The following is a 19,530-nucleotide window of genomic DNA, read 5'->3' as shown; positions in this document are numbered from 1 at the left end:
GTATACTCATTTTTATACTTAAATGTGCTGATATACCTTACCAAATCGGCTGAATAGGCATACGCTATGTGCAAAGAGTGAGAAAAGAAGGTGTGATGTTGAGAATTGTTCAAATTTCCCCGGATTATGTTACTACTCCTCCTGAAAAATATGGTGGCATCGAACGTATTGTTTATGAACTTACCGAACAGCTTGTTAAAAAGGGACACGAAGTGTTCTTATATGCCCTTCCTGGTAGTAAGACAAGTGGAAGGCTTATCGAATATAGTCACTGGGGAGATCCATCGAAAATCGCACAGTATGTGAAAAATACGTTGCCTTCTTCCATTGATATCATTCATGATCATACGCACGGATCAGTCGTCGGACGAAGCGAACTACCCATCCCCATGGTCTGTTCCATCCATGTTCCTTGGTGCAATGAAATTAGTAACCCCGTTTTTCTGTGCGACGCTATGCGCACGAAACTAAACGCCGGGAGAGGATATGTTGTACACAATGGCATCAATCAGGAGGATTGCCTGTTCTCAGCCGAAAAGTCGGATTATCTCTTATTTCTTGGAAGGTTAATAGAGAGTAAGGGGATTTTAAAAGCAATTGAGATCGCAGAGAAAACAAAGCTTCGTCTTGTAATTGCAGGACCCGAAACCGATATTGTCGACCCGGAATCCACTACTTTTTTCATTCGGCATATTCTCCCTAAAATTCGTAAGCATCCAAACATCATTTATGTAGGTGAGGTAGGAGGGGCTTATAAACAACATTTGTTGAATCGGGCGAAATGCCTCTTATTTATGTCCGATGACGAGGCTTTTGGTCTGGTAATGATCGAAGCAATGGCTTGCGGGACGCCTGTACTTGCGCTTCGCAATGGTGCAGTTCCCGAAATCCTTAGAGAGTTTCCTGCACTCATATGTAGTGATGTAAGTGAAGCTGCTCTAAAACTGAAAACTATTGATCTCCCAGATCCATACCGATTACGAGATTGTTTTCTCCAGAACTTTACCTCTGAGACAATGGTGAACAATTATTTAGAGCTATACAAGAGGGTGTTAAATCAAAACTAGGGGGGATTTCATTGCCGAAAATCTCTGTATTGATGCCAGTTTACAACAATGAGGCTTACTTAGACAGTGCAATAAAAAGTATATTGGACCAGACATTTTCCGATTTTGAATTCATCATTATTAATGACGGTTCGACGGATAACAGTGGAGATATAATAGAAAGATATAGTGATCCAAGAATCAAGCGGATAGACAATACGGTGAATTGTGGAGTTACTGAGAGTCTGAATAAAGGACTTCAAATGGCTGTTGGTGAGTTCATAGCTCGTATGGATTCAGATGATTTTAGCCTTCCAAATAGATTCAGTAGGCAATTATCCTATATGGACAGCCATCCGAATGTCGGAGTATGTGGAAGCAATGTACAAGTAATGGGAAGTGAAGAAGTTTGGTATCAACCGGAACAGCCAGATGAGGTTAAGTGTAGATTGATGTTTAATTGCTGCTTAGCCCATCCCTCAGTCATACTAAGGAGAGAAATTCTAGTTAACAATTCGCTTCAATATGATACCTCCTACAACTACGCAGAGGATTATCAATTATGGTCTCAACTTTCTCACGTTACGAAACTGTCGAATGTACCCGAAGTTTTGTTATATTACCGATTACATGATGCTCAAATCAGTAAAAGCTATTATACAGACCAAGTTGAACAGGCGCAACGAATTAAATATGAGCAACTTATGAGACTGGGTGTTGAGGTAAGTGAAGAGGAGTTTTCCGCACATTTGAGCCTGTTTGATGGTAAGGGATTCTCCGATACAGATCGTAAAAAAAATTGGCTGCGAAAATTACTGAAGAAAAATTTGGAGACAAGAGTCTATGACCAAGTTGCTTTTATGAAAGTATTATCGTCTTATGCATAATAAACAAAGTACCTGTTAGCTCCAGGTCATGCAATATTTTTGAAAGCATTTGTGCTGGCTATGTCCGTACTCTACGCGAAGATCGGAAGAACACTTATCCATTTTTCCCATCTGTTCTTATGCAATGTAACCAAACCTAACCGCTTCCCTCCAACTTAAGATGTGCTGGGGAAGCGGTTTTTACTTACTCATTTGTTTATTTCTTTTTTTAAAATATTCCAAGTGCATTCATTACTTCACTAAAAGCTCTGACATACTGCTCAGGAGAGAGTTCAGTTGAAATATGTTTTACTCCTTCTGATCGAATTTCGTCTCGCAATTGTTGATTTTCTATTAATTCTAAGGCCTCTTGAACCGCCTGTTCGATACTCCCTTGGCTATATAATTTGCCAGTAACATTATGCTTAACAGAAATACGAACCCCATCCGAATCGGAACTTAACACCGGGCATCTGCAACTGATCGCCTCTGCAACGGCGTAACCGAAGCCTTCGAGCAATGATGTAGAGAGCAGAAGTCCGCCGGAGTCACCTATTAAAGAGAGGAAGACCGGCATTTCTTGGTTAGGGATGTTATCCAGTATCAGTAATTTAGGACCTAGACCGAGTTGTTCGACGATAGCCTGAAAATGCGCTTGCTCCTCAGGAACAGACAATTGTGAATCGTTGAACATCCAGAGCTGAGCGGTGGGGTGAACTTGGACAATATGGTGCGATATGGACAGATAATGCAGCCAATTCTTATTCGGTTCCAACCTACCGACCCATGCTAAGACAGGATAAGGAGGAGGAGTATTTGGGATGTAATGAAATAAATTGGTATCCAATAAGTTGGGAAAGATGAAGCGAGGTAAAGAAGGGAACATTTCCATAAAAAGCCCCATTAAATGCAAGGAAGGAGGTAGAATAACCGCATTACAATACGCGAGTAGAAAAGGTTTGGCTTTAGTTAGCAAATTGACAGCATCTTCTTGCATCCCGAGACCCTGAGCTTCGAAAATTAATAAGCCGGTATATCCAATACGCCTGAGTCGTTCCAGCATTACATAATCGGAAGTTACGATAATGACATCATAATTATGCTGATGAATGATCTGCCCAATATCCTCATCTTGAGAGGTGATATAAGTAGTGACACTGAACATGTTATGAATTCCTGATCCTGCTCGTGAATAGAGAAGATGGCATTCGATGTTATGTTTGGACAGTTCTTTGCAGCGCATACGGTTTAGCGTTTCCATTCCTCCGCTCGGAATATAAAAGGTAAATAGGACTCTCAAGAGTTCTCCCCCTTTGCTGTTCAATTTACTTTATGTAAATACAATACGCCGTCGATTGAGTGAGGTGAGGGTACTCCACTCCCAAATCCTTTCAGGATAGCTTGTTCTCCGGAAGGTCATCCTAATGATTGTTACGCTGCACACATACAACAATAGAGATGGAGGATGAATTCATGATGCGATCCAAGATCAGCATGTCAGTCTCAGCCGCATTACTTCTAGGCTTGGTGAGTATTACAGGGTGTGGGACTAACACGGCAGAGAAAACCAATGTGCAAACTAATAGTGCCCGGGGGGTAAATGACGGACGTATCGGTGTAAACTCCGTACCCGGGGGAACGATGGGTACGCATAATATTACTAAGATGGAAGTCAGTCAGGAGCTCGCAGATCGTATTGCTGCTATGCCTGAAGTCCGTACGGCGAATGTAATGCTTGCAGGAAAGAATGCGTATGTAGCCGTAACATTAAATGATGCATCTACTGATCTTCGGGCTAAAGGTACCACATCCTATCGAGCAAAATCGTCTACAACTCCTCACAATTATGGACCGACTGGGGTAATGTCTGGTACAGGGGCCGTAACGAATGGTACGAACGGAACCCCAAGAGGCACTGTTAATACAGTCCCTGGTACAACAAGTACCGGACCTGCAAGTATGGGGATTGGCACGACAGGTGTGGGTACTCACGGAAATGGAACAACCGATATGGGAAGTTTAGGAACAGGTACAGGAACCCATACTTATAATAATGGACCTCTGCTGAACAGCAACGGATCGAAACATGACGTCAATATGGGGATAGGTACTGGTACTGGTAACGGAATGGGCATTCGCAGTACCACTCCAAACTATACGAATAATACCAATGGCATGACGCACAAAAATCATACGAACTACACTAACAATACAACACACATGAACAATTCAACTCATATGAACAATATAACTCATATGAATAACACAAATAACACCTTGAATATGAAAGGAACAGATACAGTTACTAAAGAAATCAAAGCAAAAATCGCTGCCGAAGTTAAAAAACATGATGCAAGAATTAAGGATGTATACGTATCTGCAAATCCAGACTTTGTGGAACGCGCCAGCTTCTATGCCGATGAGGTAAAAGCAGGTCATCCGATTAAAGGCTTTGTTGATGAATTCAGTACCATGGTAGAGCGTATCTTCCCGACGCATAATTATTAATAAATAGTTTGATTTATAAACAAAAAAAGCAACAGTCCTCACCTTTATGGCGAGAATTGTTGCTTTTTTGTTATACAGGCATCTTATTGAATGGTAATTGGGCGACCGCCAATCCATACGCCTTGCAAATTCAATTCAGCGTCAAGCCGTAGAATATCGCCGCGTTTTCCGGATTCCAAGGTACCGATGGAACGCTCCATTCCAATAGACATTGCGGGAGTATGACTTGCAGCGCGGGAGGCCTCTTCTAGGCTAAGACCTACCTCCTGTATGAGATAACGGAAGCCACGAATCATCGTAAGTGTACTACCCGCCAAAGCAGCAGGGTTATCTTTAAGTGTGGCGATGCCATCTTGAACCAGCACAGGTAAATCACCGATCGTATATTCACCATCACTAAGTCCAGTCGCAGACATGGCATCTGTAATTAATAACAAATTGTTATCTTTTTTTAGATTAGCCACTAGAGAAATGGCTGCAGGATGAACATGTATGCCATCGGCAATAATTTCCGCACGTATGCGCTTATCGAACAGTATAGCGCCAGCGGCTCCAGGTTTGCGGTGATGTAGTGGTGTCATCGCATTAAACATATGCACGGCTTGACTTAATCCGGCATCTGCCGCGGCAATGACCTCTTCAAAGGATGCATCGGTGTGACCGAGAGCAGCGGTAATACCATGCTTACGTAGCCAGAAGATAGCCTCGAGTGCGCCTTCGCGTTCCGGAGCCAATGTGACTTGCCGGATCATGCTTGGGTAATCGTTCTCCCATTGTTCCAGCCACTCGATATTGGCAAGAACAATATGCTCAGGATTCTGAGCGCCAGACCATTTCGGGCTGATGAACGGTCCTTCCAGATGCATGCCCGCGATTTGTGTGTACGGCATCTCAGTGGCGCGATATGCGCTCACTTCGGAGAACACTTGGTCAATAGCAGACTTGGCAGCGGTCATGGTCGTAGCCAGCATTGTAGTTGTTCCTTGGGAACTGTGAAATTTTGTAATCGCGTCGAGTGATTCGTTATCACTATACATAAAGTCGTGGCCAGCTCCACCATGTACATGCACATCTACAAATCCAGGGATGAGAAGATCTCCCCCAGCTTTACCACTAGCAGGCCAGTGAGCATAAACATCTGGAAGCCATGCTGCCTCGCCGGCATAATGAATCTGCTCACCGGATACAGCAATTACGCCATGCTCAATTAATCCTTGGGGAGTCAGCACTTTACCGAATAGTAACTTCCCTAGTTCTTTGTTTATTTCAGCCATTTTCCTGCTCCTTCATCTACAAGGACGATTACATTCGGATGGCTCTGCAGCAGAGATGCAGGGCATTGGGTAGTAATCGGACCTTCAACGGCATTCCGGATGGCTTCAGCTTTGCCAGCACCGCGTACTAACAATAGAATCTGGCGAGCTTTTAGAATACCACCGATGCCCATGGTTATCGCTTGGCGGGGTACGTCGTCCAAAGTGTCGAAGAATCTGGCATTAGCTTCCCGTGTGTCTTCAAGCAAATCAACGACATGGGTTTTGCTGCTGAGGTTGGCATCTGGTTCATTGAACCCGATGTGGCCGTTGCTTCCAATACCGAGGATCTGCAAGTCAACCGGTCCATGCTCTTCTAGCATTTTGTCGTAAGCGAGGCATTCCACTTCCATATCTGCTGCATTGCCGTTAGGGATATGTGTCTGTCCGAGGTCAATATCGATATGATTGAATAATTGCTCGTTCATGAAGCTGCGATAGCTCTGCGGATGATCGACAGGCAATCCGATATACTCATCAAGATTGAAGGAAGTGGCTTTCGAGAAGCTTACAAGTCCTTTTTTGTGCATTTCAACCAATTTGGCATAAACACCAACTGGAGAACTTCCGGTCGCAAGACCGAGCACGGCTTTAGGATTGCTTTGCAGCAGGCTGGCGATAAGATTCGCACCCGTTTGTACAAAATCTTCATCACTATTGAACTTAAGAATATTCATTAAGATTGACCTCCTCGTTTGTTTCGGTAATGTTGGACATTCAGATAAGATTGCTCCAGTCTAGGAATAAAATCCCCAAAACGGGTGCTGACCATTCCAGTAAACAAAATATCAATGATGTGTAGCTGGGCAATACGTGAGGCCATGTCTCCCCGTCGCATTCCTTTTTCCAAGGAGGAGGAGAACAGTGGAATATCAGCTAGAGTAGCCAAGGTGCTGCTGCCGTAAGAGGTTAGAGCAATAGTACTTGCTCCGCTGGCTTTGGCACAGGTTAAGGCATCGATGGTCTCTGGGGTTTCTCCGGAATACGATACTGCGAATACGACATCACCTTTGGAGAGCGAAGAAGCAGATGTAATCTGCATATGGGAATCAGCAAAAGCGGTGCAATTCACGCCAATGCGGATTAGCTTCTGATAGAAATCCTGAGCAACAATGGAGGAAGTTGCCATCCCGTACAGATCCACTCGCCGTGCTTGGCACAATAAATTAACGGCTGCCTGTAGTCGTTCCAGATCTAGAAGTGAAGTTGTATCCCGGATGGATGTCAGGTGATTCGTTTGCATCGCTTCCACAATAACGGAAAGCGGGTTACCTGCAACAATATCTTGATAAGAAGAACTGCCATCCTGAGGTGCTGCATCGCTATGAGCAATTTCAGCAGCTAACTTTACTTTGAAATCTGGAAAGCCTTTGAAATGCAGAACCTTGCAAAAACGTGTGATGGTAGCAGGACTAATACCGCATTGTTCCGCTAGTTCTGTGATGCCCATATGAACAATTTCACCTGGTGATGACAGGATCCGTTCCGCTAGCTTGCGCTCCATTTGGGAGAGCTTGGACTTTTCATGCTCAAGTGCATACAAAATTGGGGACATCAATCCACCTCGTTTTCTAATGTGGCTTTTGAAATTATTTTTAAAATTACATATAAAAACAAGAAAATTATTTTCATACTCAGAATAAAACAAAATCTATCCAGATGCAAGGGGTAAAAATGAATACAAAAAGGATAATATGCAACAAGCATAAACGCCTTCGGCGTCCTCATAAGGGCGGTAAGCGTTTAAGTGAGAAATATAAGGATAATTTATAGCGTGGAACATATAAACTCTTTAAAAAAACGGCCTACTCGCAGAAGGCTGCGAAGTAGACCGTTTTTGGACAGCATCTGAACAGTGCTATACCGAAGAACGTTCAATAATGCGATACTCAAGCTTACGGTGTACCGGTTGTCCATCATTATTCTGGATCTGATCATAGATGATCCGAAAAGCTGTAGCGCCCATTTCGGGCAACTGGTTATCTATGGTGGTGAGACCCAAAGTTCGCCCGATCGGCTGGTCGTCAAATCCGATGACCGCCAGATCCTCAGGAATGCGGATACCGTTCTTCCACGCTTCGATGATTAGACCAGCTGCCACATGATCGCCTGTTATAATCAGGGCATTGGGCCGCTTCTTCATTTTCAGCAGTTGGTGCAGTATACGCCCACCATCCTCTTCATTCATACAGTCATACATCATCCATTCTTCATGAAAAGGCTGTCCTGTAGCGGCTAGAAAGTCACTAAAGGCAATTTGCCGGATGGAACTACTGCTGCCATGCTGTCTGCCTTCACAGTAACCGATCTGTCGGTACCCCTTATCACTCAAGTACTGCAGGCCGGAGCGAAAAGCGGAATAATGCTCAATATACACAGAAGAGAAGCGGCGTTCGCCTCTATCTTGGCAGATTACTATCGGGCCATATGCTGTATATTCTTCTATGACTTCTGAGTTCATTCTCGTAGATACAATTACTACGCCGTCAATTTCTTTGTTGCGCAGCATCTCCAGCACCTTGAGCTCTTCTTCAGGACGATAATCGGTCTGGCACAGAATCAGCCGGTATTGCGCTAGCAGCGCTTCTTGGGCCAAGCCTTCAATAATTACAGAGAAATAAAAAAGATTGATATTAGGGATAATAACCGCAATAGCTTGGGTACGGCCGGTAATTAGATGCACGGCGTTCATATTACGCGTGTAGTTTAATTTTTCAATCGTATTTAGGACAGCGGTTCTTTTGTCTTCACTTACATAAGGATGATTATTAAGTACTCGCGAGACCGTTGTCACGGAAACACCAGCCATACGGGCGATTTCTTTTATATTAGCCATTAGAGGAACAACAGCCTCCCTTTGGTGCTTATGTGTAGTGTATAGTCTTTTTATTCTATCATATCGTCCGAAAATTACCTCCCAAATAAAAAGCTTGCTATGGAATCCATTTCATAAATTAGACTGTAATTGCAAGGGATTACCGGACTAAACCGGCGTAACCTAACGGGCGTGACGGACCGGTACATCTAATTTCATTTCTAATGTAAAGGTCATTGGATCAGTTTCTTTTAAATGCTAAGAAAAACGGTTGTCATCGTTAAAGGATGACAACCGTTTCTATTTTGTGGTTATGCCGCTCGTGAAGCTCTTGGTGCTCTATTGCGTAACATCTCCCACACAATAAACGCGAGGACAAGTAGCTGTGGAAGCAAAGTTTCCCAAGTCGGATACATCCCGAGCCAGCTTATAGAAGGCAAGCCATCTTGTACATGTGCGGGAAGTTTCCCAGCGACCTGAAGGGAGTGAATGCTCTCCCCTAGAAAGCGGAACACTAGATAATAAATAAGAAGTGTAGCCGTACGGAAGAAGGCGGCAATCGGCAATTTTGCACTTAAGGCAATAATTGCGTATCCTACAATGCCTAGAATAATTAAAGCACTTCCGATACCTAGCAGCAATTGAGACAGTTTGATTGAAGGGGCCATCCCTACATAAAAAATAGTGGTTTCTGCACCTTCACGTAAAATCGCAAGCGCTGCTACGGAAGACAATGACCAGAGATTACCCTTGGCTAATGCTCCATCCACTTGCCGTCCAACATAGTTGTTCCAATTTGCAGTATTTGATTTGCTATGCAGCCAGCGTCCAATCGTAAGCATCATAATTACGGCAACAAGGCCAGTGATGCCTTCAATCATCTCACGTGCTCCGCCGGCTGCTGCGCGGGAAATGGTATAAGTGAGCAGAACGGCTAATCCGATACTCGCTACAAGTCCTACAGCTGCGCCAGACCAAATCCATTTCTGTGCTTTTGCGTTGCCATCGCGCTTCAGGTAGGCAAGAAGGGCAGACAATACGAGGATTGCCTCCAGTCCTTCACGCAGAAGAATTAGCGCTGCATCCCAAGCATTATAGGTGGTCTCACCAGCCAAGGGAGTCAGCTCAGTGACCATATTATCCATAATCTTTAAGGCTTGATCTAGCTTAGGTGGATTAGAGAGCAGATAGCCAGTGACCGCTGCACTCTCGTTTTCGATATTGGTATAGACCGCCGGAGAAGCGATCTGTACCTGTCCTTCAGCAGATGGCCAGGTCACGATGAACTGCTCCATGATATTAGCCGCTTCGGCACTGTTGCCTGCTTTTGCGGTGGAAGAAGCTTTGTTCAGGTAGCTGATCAGTCCTTCTATAGATGCTGGCTTACTGGAAGCATCTCCAGCATCAATTGCTTTGCCTTCACTGTAATCGGCAAGCAGCTGATACAAGGCTTCTGCTTCTGATTTCGCCGACTCTTCGCGGAGCGGTTCTGCCTGCAGCGCGATGCGCAGCAGGCTTATCTTCGTCTCCAGCAAGCTGTAGACGGCGGAATTGTCGGCCCGGATGTTGCGCTCTGCCGGCTTCCATCCGCTGACGATGTCGCGGTACGCTACCGCTGCCGCGCTCCAGTCGGCGCTGCGCGCCGCATCCCGCGTGCGTTCCGCCGCGGGTAACAGCTTCGCCGCCGTCTCGCGGCCGGCGGCTCCAGTGTCACCGCCGTCCGTGCCGGAGGCGGCGGTGACATACGCGTCCACGCTTCTTGCGAGCGTGGACAGTGCGGTCTTGGCGGGCGCACTATCGCCCGCCGCAAGGGCCGCCGCCGCGTCTGCAAGCGCGGCGTCAACGGCGGCAGCCGGACCGGCGAGTGCCGGGTCCGGCGTGTTCGCGTTCGTGGTGCGCCATAGCGCAGCGAACGCTTCTACATCGGCGGCGGCCGCGTCCCAGCGGCTCTGGCCGGCTTCGACGAGCGCGCTGCCGACAGGCGGCAGGAGCTCATCGACCGAGCCATCACCCTCCGCCCTCGCCGGGTTAGATAGCATCAGTATACATATGATGCTAAACAGAATCAGTACGGCTGCCTTCGATAGCAGCCGTTTATTAAGAGAGTACATCGGGATAATCCCCTTTCAATAATGGACAGGAACATTCGATTGGGAAACTTAGGGGCTGGCTTAGCCTAAAAGTGCTTCCCCGATGTAACCGCCTTTGCGGATGCCTGGGAAGCAGGCAAATACCGCGCTGCCTGTATGAGTCATATATTCGTTTAGCCGATCACTTTTGGAGAGGCGCTGCTGGATCGCAACAAATTGCTTCATTAAATCCCGTTGAAAACTGATGAATAATAACCCTGCATCGAGTTGACCTGTTGCGATATCTAATCCGCTGGAAATGGAGTAGGAGCGACGCAGCATTTTGACTGTGCCGTCACCATGCGCTAAGGCTGAATGTGAATCCGGCGGGATGACGGGCTTCCCGGAAGCATCAGCCGCTTTAAGATTCAGATCATCGAATTCATCCTTTGCACCGATAGGTGCTCCGTTATGTCGATAACGGCCGAAGGTGGCTTCTTGATCGCTTAGAGAGGAACGGTCCCAGACCTCAATTCGAAAACGTACACGGCGAACTGCCATATAAGTGCCGCCGCTCATCCATGAAGGACCGTCGCTACTACTGTTCCAGACGACGTTGTTCATTTCCGCTTCATTTGTAGTATCGGGATTTCCCGTACCATCTTTGAAACCCAGAAGATTACGCGGCGTTGCTCCTTTAGGATCTGCTGCACCTGTGCGTTGGAAGCCTTCCTGTGTCCAGCGTAGAACGGCTGTACCACGGGCGATACGTGCCAGATTTCGGATGGCATGGAAGGCCACCTGCAGATCATCAGCACAGGCCTGGACACAAATATCTCCACCACACCACTTTGGATCTAGGTTGTCTCCTGTAAATGCAGGAAGATCGGCTAATAGGGTTGGACGTTTGGAAGATAAACCGAATCTGTTGTCAAAAAAAGAAGGTCCGATACCAAAGGTGAGCGTACAGCGTGAAGGGTTTAAACCATCCACTTCACCTGTATCGGAGGGTGGGAGATTAGGATTGTCATTGACGTCGCCAATGAGGCTGCCAGTAGTAAGAGAAGCCGCGGCAGTTGTCCATGCCTGCATTAGCTTTTTTACATCAGCTAGCTTCGTTGTGGTGAGATCAAAAGCTGCGAAGTAAATAAAATTCTGCGCAGGTGTTAGAATTCCGGCCTGATGACTCCCGTAGAAAGGAATGGAGTCACCATCGGAGGCTATCGTTGGCTCAGCTGCAGTATTTCGCGTAGCCATAATTCCGCCCACACCTCCACCACCTAATAGCAAACCAAGGCTAGTGGCGCCAGTAAGCCGCAGCATATCGCGGCGGCTTAGCTTTTTATCTAATATATGATTGCTCTTTGTATCCTCATTGAGAGGGGTACTATCAGCATTAGCTGGTAAACCGGTGAATCTATTTTGCTTCTTCATGATGCTCACACTCCTAGAATAGTTCCCATATTGGACAATGGCTCAGCTAATGCGTCTAAATTCTGACTTAATTTACGCACGTCTTCTTCTTTCAGTTCTTCATAGGAAACATATCCATCTCCAGATTTGAAAGGGGCCAGCTCAGCTTGCAAGGCTGCGAACCGTTCACCAATCGTTTTTTCCAGCTCTGCATCTTTTTTAGCCAGTTCTGGCTTTAACAGCTCGTATATCTTTTGGGCGCCTTCAACATTAGCGACGAAATCATACAGATCCGTGTGGGAGTAACGTTCTTCCTCACCTGTTACTTTGGAAGAAGAAACCTCATTAAGAAGTTCTACAGCACCAGTAACAAGCAGATTGGCATCGATCTCTACGATCTCCACTTTTGCACGCAACAGCTGCGCATCTTTCAGCAATTGGTCTGCAAATTCAGTCATATCTTTGGTTGTATTGTCCTGCCAGAGCGCTTTCTCGAGCTTGTGGAAGCCACGCCATTCAGCCGCTTCTACATCATTCTCGCGAGCATCAATATTCGGATCCAAATCACCAAGGGCTTCTGCAATCGGCTCAATCCGTTCGTAATACATACGAGCTGGGGCGTAGAGTGCCTTCGCTTCTTCAATCTTTGCTTCTTTAACTGCGTTTGTGAAATTCTCTGTTTGCTTTACAAATTCATCACATTGCTCGATGACATATGTACGATATTGATCAACAGCTGATGTGAAGTCGGCAGTGGTTGCTGCAGCAGTATTCGTTGCTGCGGTGCTGTTAGCAGCATTAGTAGAATTATTGTTGCTAGTGTTGCTGTCATTGTTGTTACTGGCACATCCGGTAAATAGTATGGAGGCTGCAAGCAAACCTGCAGGCACAGCATATGTGAATCTCATTTAATAAAACACCCCTTTTTTATATGTGAATGATAATCGTTATCATTTATGCTGGATTTATCATAAGTCCGTATACAATTGCTGTCAATAAAAATGTGATGTATTTCATAGTTTTTAATTGCACGACAAAAAAACTCCCGGGAGTGGGGAGTTGAGTTTGCAGTAATTTGCAAATAACGTCATCTGGGTCCGTAAACCTCAGAAGGAGATGATGAATATACTGTTGAAGCGGGTAGTCAACGACCAACAACACAAAGCAGCGATTCCCCAATAATGGCTGAGTCGCTGCTCTATGTTGTTTGCGATTTTTAACATTGAACCAGACTGTCTCATTTATCGGAAAAAGCTACTTATGTGACAGCCCCATTCTTTAATGATTTGATCCTGGCTAAGAATAAGATCAAAGCGTCATCCGCATTTTATTGTTCATTATGGGATTCATGATCCGCAGAGGGATGATTTTCAAACACTTCTGCAGCTTCCTCAGCAGAAAATTCCGGTTCGAATTTACCCACTAATGGTAATTTGTTTGATTTCGTAGTTTGTACTTCTGCTTTAGTAGGTTGATTGTTTTTTGAATTGCTCATACACACACACCTCCTTTAATAAAGAACAACAAGTTGTAGTTTGCCCTGAAAGGAGATGATTTTATTCGAGAAAATTTCAAGTTATTGCAGGTGAATTCCCTCACTAAAGCGGTGTACTAAGATAGGCATGATTAAGCCCATTTTATAGTTGTGACAGCACCATTAACATCCCGAGTACATAATATGTTTTGACTGTATCCCTTTACCTTGTTATACCAAACAAACCCAGGGCAAGGAGGGGTGACACCATTGAAGGGGAACGAACACCACAGCAAATTTCTGTTGACTCATCGTGAGCGCGAAGTTTTTGAGCTTCTCGTGCAGGACAAAACGACTCGTGATATCGCTGGTTTGTTATTTATCAGCGAAAAAACAGTTCGGAACCACATCTCCAATGTAATGCAAAAATTAAACGTTAAAGGCCGTTCACAAGCGGTTGTCGAGCTGATTAAGCTTGGGGAGCTGAAAATATAGCTGGCCATGTCTTCGGAAGTGACGCGTTTAAGCCTTCTTCACCCTTAGGGGTGTGGGAAGGTTTTTTGTTGTTTATGCGTATTAGCGGAGTCTGCCAAATACCTTTCCTGCATGGTTTTAAGCTGCTCTGCGGTCTTCTGTCTCGTCAAGGAAAGCTCGGCCAGTTCATCATGAAAAGGAGATCAACGGTTATTCTCCGGTTGGGTGCTACAACTCCTGTATCGATTGAATCAGAGGTATCATTTCCTCATAGTGTTCTGAAAATGTCATTTACCGTGTAATACAAAGCATTAAGTTCTTCCATATAAACTGTTTTTATTTTGGTTTTATCAGGATTGTCACTTATCATTTCCATAAAGACATCCGGATCATTAATGATACCATTAAGACTTGCGCGCTTTAACAATTCTGCATCGGAAATATCATCCTTAAACGATAGTCTTAAGATTTCCATAGTGTCGTTTACAATATCTTTGAAATTTTCTTCTTCCCCATAGAAAGTTGCAATCTTATTCAAAAAGTCTGCATATTTATCTGGTATTTTTGAACTTTCTGAAAAAAATATCATTTATATCTTCTCCCTATATTAATCAAATTTTTAAATAGTTTTAAGTAATTGGCCAGCCGTGAGATCATCTAATTGTAGTCAGGAACATTATAATTGGATTTGGAACAATTGGCGGTTAAAAATGATACAGTAGTACTGTTTACACAGTTTAAGTGAGCATGATGTATTCGGAAATTCTAACTTGATTCATAGAGTTAAGATATAGTTGACCAATTCGAAAGCGGGGGCTGGGAATGCTAAAGACAGTATCAGTTATTTTTAATGAGCGACCAAAAAGGTGGGGATTAAGAGGGGATCCATATCTTTGGGATGAGCTAGAGAGTTACTTTCAAGAAGTGACTTATCCATGTACAGGTGAGGAGTTTGCACAGAGATTCAAATACGCGTTTGAGGAATTAACAGGAAGTAGCTTAGGTGTTTTAGATAAACAAATCTATTGTGAGAAATACAGTCATGGTGGTATGTCCAGTGGGCATGTTTGTCTGGAGTTTTGGATTGAAGTAGCGATTCCAATGCTAATTGAACGATTGGAGGAATTAGCAAATTAAATTGATAATAATTCTCAATGCATATATGATTAATCGAAAGTAAGGGGAAGCAGGGATGCCCCGGAGGTGCCTTCACGAAAGAGCCTGAGGCTGTAAGGTATCTGGAAGAACAACTGGCTAAAGCACCAACGGTCCCGGGAATCTAACAAAGAGGGAAATTAACCTAACTCGTTGAATATAACTATCTGTACAAAGAAAGGAGGATTTGAATGTGCTTTCACTGTTATAGAAAGATAAGAATCCGCCACCTCCCCGAGACCAATCTGTTAGCTTAAGAGACTTCACGAATCAAATGGGGTGTGTTGGATGAAGATAAATAATAATTATTTGAAAGAACAATTACAACATGTATATTGGCTAAATGGTGGACCTTGTGCTGGGAAGACCACAATGACCAAAAAATTTGTAGAGGAGTTAGGCTTTCAAACACTAGGTGATGATGTCTTAAAATATAGACCATTCACTAGTCCTGTTGAATACCCTGCCCTTCAATTTCCTAATCCTGATTTGGATTGGAATAAGTGGTTCAATAAACCGGTAGATGAACATTGCCAATGGTTATTTCAAATCGTCGAAGAGATGATGGACTTCTTTATCATTGACTTGTTGATAATGCCTAATGACAAACCAATTATAATAGATTTAGGAATAATACCAGAACGTATTCTACCATTTATCCCAGAAGAGAGAATGATTTGTTTTTATACGTCCGACGAAGAGATAGAGAGATTATATTACTTTAGAGAAGACCATAAGATGATTTTGGATTGTATTAACGCCTACACATTAAATCCAGAGGAAACGATTAAACACGGTAACAAATCTATGGTTAAGTTCTCCAATGAAATTAAGACTGCTTGTACTAAGATGGGGATTAAAACCATTGAAAGAATACCTAGTATGAGCGTAGAAGAACAATTTAGGTTAGTTAGAGAACATTTTAAATTGTAGAGATGACACTTATTTCCGTTTTCCACAAGGTTGTAAAATGCACGTACTGAAATAAAACCCTAGGCTGTAAGCTGCTTCCGGTACTCTACCGGAGGCAGCTTATTTAGCTTTTATGTGGTAGATATTGGTTGTGAAATTGAATGTAATCCTCATTTCTCCTTCGTGCCCCATCCATATTTCGGATACCATAAGGATAGCGGTTGAAATATTTTTATCTTGAAAAATTGCACAACTCGAACTACTGTAATCAATAAAGATGTAAATCTGCTAAAATCAGGAATGGGGTTGTATGTCATGATAATAGACGCACATCAGCACTACTGGATACTGGATCGGGGGGATTATGGTTGGTTGACTCCAGCCTCTGGCCCCATACTATTTCGGGACTATATGCCGGACCTGTTAAAAGATGAATTGCACCATAACGGTGTTCAGGGGACGATTGTGGTACAAGCGGCGCCGACGATGGAAGAGACTTCATTTCTCCTTGATTTGTGCGACAAAGAGGAAACCTTGATTGGCGTAGTGGGATGGCTTGATATCAACGCTTCAGATTTTGAAAAGCATTATCTTCGTTTTCGAAGCCATCCGCGTTTCGTGGGGATTCGTCCAAATTTTCCAGATTTAGCAGATGGAGAGTGGAGACATCACAAGCAGCTCATACATAATTTATCAATACTTGCTGAGGATGATTGTGCTGTTGAATTGTTAATTCGTCCACCTGCCCTGGCAGGGATGGCAAAGCTATTGGAGCATGTGCCTAACCTGTCAGCTGTTGTCGATCATCTGGGCAAGCCGGATTTGTCCGGGAAGAATTATCAACTATGGGCGGACGGAATGCGCTCCATTGCGAAATTTCAACGTACCTCTTGCAAAGTGTCTGGATTGATGACGGAGGGGTCATTTGGAGATAGGAAGCCTGCCCAAGTGATACAGCCTTATATTCAGCATGTTATTAAGGTGTTCGGTTCTTCCCGATTGATGTTTGGCAGCGACTGGCCGATTTGTTTGCAGGCCGGCAGTTATAAGGAAATGAAGTCCATGATCGAGGAGGCGTTGTCCATTTTCTTGTCTGCTGACGAAATCCGTCATATTTTTGGCCATAATGCAGCTAGGATATATGATTTACAATAGGAGGAAAACATGTATAAGTCAAAAAAATATCTGTTCCAGCTACTTCTCTCCATTTCTGTCGTTACGGTTATTTTTCTGACGGTGAGTTCTTCGCTACTATATTACACTTCTGAGAATAAGATGATCAAAATGCAGCAGCAAGCAGATTTGAAAGTGCTTTCACAAATTAAATATAATATCGATAATTTAAATGAAACGGTCAAAAATATTACGGTTTCCACTTATATGGATCCGGATGTCGTTTATTTATTGAATACGTCGGTCATGGATAAAGGAGAGCTCGCACAGAAGCTGAACAGATTAGAAAAAACAGTTTCTGGATCCATGTTCCTTCAAAACATAACGATTTATAACGCGAATACCAAGTGTTACTACTCGACGAAAAGTAGCATAAATTGCTTGGACGATGGCATGAACGGTTTGATATCCAGTTATATTAAATCTCAAAATGAAATACCCAAGCTAGAGTTTATTCCCATATCGGGCGAAAATGTTAAGTCGCCGGTTTTCTCGATGTTTATCTATGAGAAATTAACAGAAAGCAAGATGATTGTGACCTTAAAGCCATCTTGGCTTTTCGATAATATCAGTAATATGAATCATGTGAACAGTGAACTGCACGGTACTATTTTTATTACGGACAAGTCGGGGACGCCACTTCTGGAGACTAACATGAGTACTCCGATTCCTTTGGAGGAATACCGTGAGGTGATTCGAAATCGAGCTGAGGCCGGGGTTGATCAGGATTATCTCGTCCATGAGAGCGGCAGCAACAAGTTTATACTTAGCTTTATGTCATCGAGTCAGAGTAATTGGATCATTGCGAGCTTACAGCCTTATGATGTTGTCCTCGGGGAGCTCCATGAGATGCGAAGGAATTCTTTGATTATTATAAGCGTAATTCTCATTCTATCTATAGTGGTTTCCTTTTTTATAGCCTATCGACTCTATCGACCTATTGAAAATATGCTGCAGCAGATATTCGGGAAACGATTCAGCGGGGTAGAAAAACGTTCGGATCTCGATGAGCTCAAGCTTATTACAAGCGAATATCAAGACGCGATGCATAAATTAGTCAAGTTGGAAAAGGAAGAATATTCACAGAGGGATACGCTTAAAACCTTTGCGCTCCGAAGACTTATCTCCGATACAAGCCTGTTAACGCCGCAGGAGATCAAGCAGACCCAGTGGGATATCGATCTCCATCACAAGCTGCGTCTTTGCGTGCTTTTAATTGATGATCTGGAGAAATTTGAAAGACAATCAAGCGATTCTGATAAGCGTCTCTATAAATTTGCGATTGCCAATATTACTAAGGAAATTTTAGCGAGAGATTTGCACTGTGAAGTCGTACCCATGCAGAACGATCATTTCGTCCTGTTGCTAGGGGAAGACCGGGAAGGTTCCAGTATGCATTTGGATGACCTGATAGGAGTTTTACAAGAGCTTCAGCAAACCATCAAAGCATATTACCGAATTTCTTTCTCCATTACGATCGGGAATGAGATGGAAGATTACACCCAGCTTTCACGTCAATATGGACAGGTTCTGGAAAATGCATCCTACCGCATCATTTATGGGGAATCTTGTATTATTACTTCCGAGCATGTTAAACGTAATATGGAAAATAACGGACCATTTCAATTCCCGGCAGAGGTGGAGAAGAAAATTTCGGAATCCATCAAGTCCGGTCATAGCAATATATTCCGTGAACAACTCGAAATTTTGTTTCACCAATTGGAAAGCTTGCATTATAACAACATCATGTATTCCATTTTTAATCTGTTCACCATTCTTAATCAAGCGGTGGGAGATATCAACAATCGCTCCGTCAGACAAGTGAATTTGGACTTCAAATATCAATACCAGCAGCTGCTCAAACAGGAATCGCTACAGGCCATGTTCAACATTTTCTTGAATATATTTCAAGAAATTCAACATCAACGCTCACAGGACTTCAAAATGCAGTCCAACCGGATTTTGATTGATACGATAAAAGAAATGATTGAGGAGCATTATGATGATGCCAATCTAAGTCTGCAGAGTATAGCGAGCGCCATGAAATTATCATCAGCCCATATCAGCAAGCAATTCAGGCAACAGGAATCGATGTCGATCAGCGAATATATTAATGAGGTCCGTCTGTGCAATGCGCTCATGCTTCTTGAGAACAAAGATTACAACATTTCACGCATTATGGACATGGTGGGTTACAGTAACGAAAGCTATTTCTTCAAGCTCTTCAAGAAGAAGTTTGGCACAACGCCCAAAGAATATCGTTTCAAAAAAGTCATTAAGGACTAGGAAGTTTCAATGGCTGCCCGTAAGCC

18 protein-coding genes are annotated in these 19,530 nt (G+C 43.7%); 8 read left to right on the top strand and 10 right to left on the bottom strand.

The features are described 5' to 3' along the window. The first annotated feature begins 68 nt into the window (after positions 1-68). A complete protein-coding gene (locus MHH52_RS24170) occupies positions 69-1,067 on the top strand; it encodes a glycosyltransferase (protein WP_340004849.1) in 999 nt (332 codons plus the stop codon). An 11-nt stretch (positions 1,068-1,078) separates the two neighbouring features. After that, the gene (locus tag MHH52_RS24165; RefSeq protein ID WP_340004847.1) at positions 1,079-1,933 is read left to right on the top strand and encodes a glycosyltransferase; all 855 of its coding nucleotides are present in this window, start codon (positions 1,079-1,081) and stop codon (positions 1,931-1,933) included. Between the two features lie 208 nt (positions 1,934-2,141). On the opposite strand, the gene MHH52_RS24160 is transcribed toward MHH52_RS24165, so the two are convergent. Next, on the bottom strand, positions 2,142-3,212 hold the full coding sequence (locus MHH52_RS24160) for a glycosyltransferase family 4 protein (RefSeq protein ID WP_340004845.1): 1,071 nt from the start codon (positions 3,210-3,212) through the stop codon (positions 2,142-2,144). 173 nt (positions 3,213-3,385) lie between these two features. On the opposite strand from MHH52_RS24160, the gene MHH52_RS24155 reads away from it, so the two are divergent. Next, complete coding sequence (locus tag MHH52_RS24155) at positions 3,386-4,420, top strand: YhcN/YlaJ family sporulation lipoprotein (RefSeq protein WP_340004843.1); 1,035 nt, start codon at positions 3,386-3,388, stop codon at positions 4,418-4,420. An 83-nt stretch (positions 4,421-4,503) separates the two neighbouring features. On the opposite strand, the gene nagA is transcribed toward MHH52_RS24155, so the two are convergent. The 8 genes from nagA to MHH52_RS24115 form a co-directional block, all read right to left on the bottom strand. Further along, positions 4,504-5,694 (bottom strand): N-acetylglucosamine-6-phosphate deacetylase, encoded by a 1,191-nt coding sequence (nagA, locus tag MHH52_RS24150; protein ID WP_340004841.1) that lies wholly within the window; start codon positions 5,692-5,694, stop codon positions 4,504-4,506. Continuing rightward, a complete protein-coding gene (gene nagB, locus MHH52_RS24145; protein WP_313641330.1) occupies positions 5,682-6,410 on the bottom strand; it encodes a glucosamine-6-phosphate deaminase in 729 nt (242 codons plus the stop codon). Before nagB ends, nagA begins: the two co-directional genes overlap by 13 nt. Further along, positions 6,410-7,288 (bottom strand): MurR/RpiR family transcriptional regulator, encoded by an 879-nt coding sequence (locus tag MHH52_RS24140; RefSeq protein ID WP_313641331.1) that lies wholly within the window; start codon positions 7,286-7,288, stop codon positions 6,410-6,412. The genes nagB and MHH52_RS24140 overlap by 1 nt, the downstream gene beginning before the upstream one ends. A 303-nt stretch (positions 7,289-7,591) precedes the next feature. Further along, a complete protein-coding gene (locus MHH52_RS24135) occupies positions 7,592-8,569 on the bottom strand; it encodes a LacI family DNA-binding transcriptional regulator (protein ID WP_340004839.1) in 978 nt (325 codons plus the stop codon). A 290-nt stretch (positions 8,570-8,859) separates the two neighbouring features. Continuing rightward, on the bottom strand, positions 8,860-10,659 hold the full coding sequence (locus MHH52_RS24130) for an FTR1 family protein (protein ID WP_340004838.1): 1,800 nt from the start codon (positions 10,657-10,659) through the stop codon (positions 8,860-8,862). A gap of 60 nt (positions 10,660-10,719) precedes the next feature. Next, entirely contained in the window at positions 10,720-12,051 is a 1,332-nt protein-coding gene (efeB, locus tag MHH52_RS24125) for an iron uptake transporter deferrochelatase/peroxidase subunit (protein WP_340004837.1), read from the bottom strand. A gap of 5 nt (positions 12,052-12,056) precedes the next feature. After that, entirely contained in the window at positions 12,057-12,938 is an 882-nt protein-coding gene (gene efeO, locus MHH52_RS24120) for an iron uptake system protein EfeO (protein WP_340004836.1), read from the bottom strand. A 419-nt stretch (positions 12,939-13,357) separates the two neighbouring features. Further along, entirely contained in the window at positions 13,358-13,525 is a 168-nt protein-coding gene (locus tag MHH52_RS24115) for a hypothetical protein (RefSeq protein ID WP_340004834.1), read from the bottom strand. A 249-nt stretch (positions 13,526-13,774) separates the two neighbouring features. On the opposite strand from MHH52_RS24115, the gene MHH52_RS24110 reads away from it, so the two are divergent. After that, complete coding sequence (locus MHH52_RS24110; RefSeq protein WP_019908812.1) at positions 13,775-13,999, top strand: LuxR C-terminal-related transcriptional regulator; 225 nt, start codon at positions 13,775-13,777, stop codon at positions 13,997-13,999. A gap of 247 nt (positions 14,000-14,246) precedes the next feature. Here the strand turns inward: MHH52_RS24110 and MHH52_RS24105 are convergent, their stop codons facing one another. Next, a complete protein-coding gene (locus MHH52_RS24105) occupies positions 14,247-14,567 on the bottom strand; it encodes a hypothetical protein (protein WP_313637101.1) in 321 nt (106 codons plus the stop codon). 233 nt (positions 14,568-14,800) lie between these two features. Between MHH52_RS24105 and MHH52_RS24100 the strand changes: the two genes are divergently transcribed. From MHH52_RS24100 to MHH52_RS24085, 4 genes are all read left to right on the top strand, one after another. Continuing rightward, positions 14,801-15,115, top strand: coding sequence for a hypothetical protein (locus MHH52_RS24100; protein ID WP_313637102.1), 315 nt, complete (start codon positions 14,801-14,803; stop codon positions 15,113-15,115). A gap of 306 nt (positions 15,116-15,421) precedes the next feature. Then, a complete protein-coding gene (locus MHH52_RS24095; protein ID WP_313637103.1) occupies positions 15,422-16,066 on the top strand; it encodes a hypothetical protein in 645 nt (214 codons plus the stop codon). 294 nt (positions 16,067-16,360) lie between these two features. Beyond that, a complete protein-coding gene (locus MHH52_RS24090; RefSeq protein WP_313637104.1) occupies positions 16,361-17,200 on the top strand; it encodes an amidohydrolase family protein in 840 nt (279 codons plus the stop codon). Between the two features lie 9 nt (positions 17,201-17,209). Beyond that, entirely contained in the window at positions 17,210-19,504 is a 2,295-nt protein-coding gene (locus tag MHH52_RS24085; RefSeq protein ID WP_340004830.1) for an AraC family transcriptional regulator, read from the top strand. Positions 19,505-19,530 lie beyond the last annotated feature (26 nt).

Origin of the sequence: Paenibacillus sp. FSL K6-0276 (assembly GCF_037977235.1) — a bacterium.
Taxonomy (GTDB): domain Bacteria; phylum Bacillota; class Bacilli; order Paenibacillales; family Paenibacillaceae; genus Paenibacillus_AQ.
Note: the sequence above shows the minus strand (reverse complement) of the source record. Positions and strands in the feature narration are given on the sequence as shown.